The organism is Streptomyces sp. OR43 (genome assembly GCF_008042275.1).
In the GTDB taxonomy this organism is placed as follows: Bacteria; Actinomycetota; Actinomycetes; order Streptomycetales; family Streptomycetaceae; genus Streptomyces.
Genome location: NZ_RDBK01000120.1, coordinates 1 through 997, shown reverse-complemented (window position 1 = coordinate 997; position 997 = coordinate 1). Strand labels below are relative to the sequence as shown.

At 71.2% G+C, this 997-nt stretch carries 2 pseudogenes; one reads left to right on the top strand and one right to left on the bottom strand.

Features of this window, described 5'->3' with window-relative positions:
• Positions 1-120: 120 nt before the first annotated feature.
• Positions 121-825 (top strand): annotated as a pseudogene (locus tag EAO72_RS41485) (helix-turn-helix domain-containing protein); the annotation flags it as partial.
• Positions 826-832: 7 nt separating this feature from the next.
• Here EAO72_RS41485 and EAO72_RS44255 read toward each other — a convergent pair.
• Positions 833-922, bottom strand: a pseudogene (locus EAO72_RS44255) (helix-turn-helix domain-containing protein); the annotation flags it as partial.
• Positions 923-997 lie beyond the last annotated feature (75 nt).

Sequence of the window (997 nt, the reverse complement as noted above, 5' to 3'; positions counted from 1 at the left end):
TGTTCTGTCCCGGGAGGTTGTGGACGGGTGATGCAGGTCTCGACTGAGGGATCTTGAACGGGTGAGGGCCTTCCGGGTTCGGTGTGGATTGCGACGTCTACACCGACCAGAAAGGCCCTCGTGCCCCACCGTAATGCACCCCTGACCGAGACTGGACGGCTGCGGCTGGCCCGCTGTGTGGTCGAGGACGGCTGGCCGCTTCGCCGGGCCGCGGAACGCTTCCAGGTCTCCCCGACCACCGCCCAGCGGTGGGCCGGCCGCTACCGGGCCCTGGGCGAGGCCGGGATGGCGGACCTCTCCTCCCGTCCGCACCACTGCCCACGCAGGACCCCGACGCGCACCGAACGCCGGATCATCAAGGTCCGTGTCCTTCGCCGGTGGGGCCCGGCCCGCATCGCCCATCTGCTGGGCCTGGTGCCCTCGACCGTGCATCGCGTCCTGACCCGCTTCGGCCTGGCCCGCCTGGCCCATCTCGACCGGGCCACCGGCCGCGTCATACGCCGCTACGAACGTGACCGCCCCGGTGAACTCGTGCACGTGGACATCAAGAAGCTCGGCAACATCCCCGACGGCGGCGGCCACAAGGCCCTGGGCCGCCAGGCAGGCCGCAAGACCCGCTCCGGGGCCGGCTACAGCTACATCCACACCGCCGTCGACGACCACTCCCGCCTCGCCTACAGCGAGATCCACACGGACGAGAAGAAGGAAACCGCCACCGCCTTCTGGACACGGGCACAAGCCTACTTCGCCGGCGTTCGGTGCGCGTCGGGGTCCTGCGTGGGCAGTGGTGCGGACGGGAGGAGAGGTCCGCCATCCCGGCCTCGCCCAGGGCCCGGTAGCGGCCGGCCCACCGCTGGGCGGTGGTCGGGGAGACCTGGAAGCGTTCCGCGGCCCGGCGAAGCGGCCAGCCGTCCTCGACCACACAGCGGGCCAGCCGCAGCCGTCCAGTCTCGGTCAGGGGTGCATTACGGTGGGGCACGAGGGCCTTTCTGGTCGG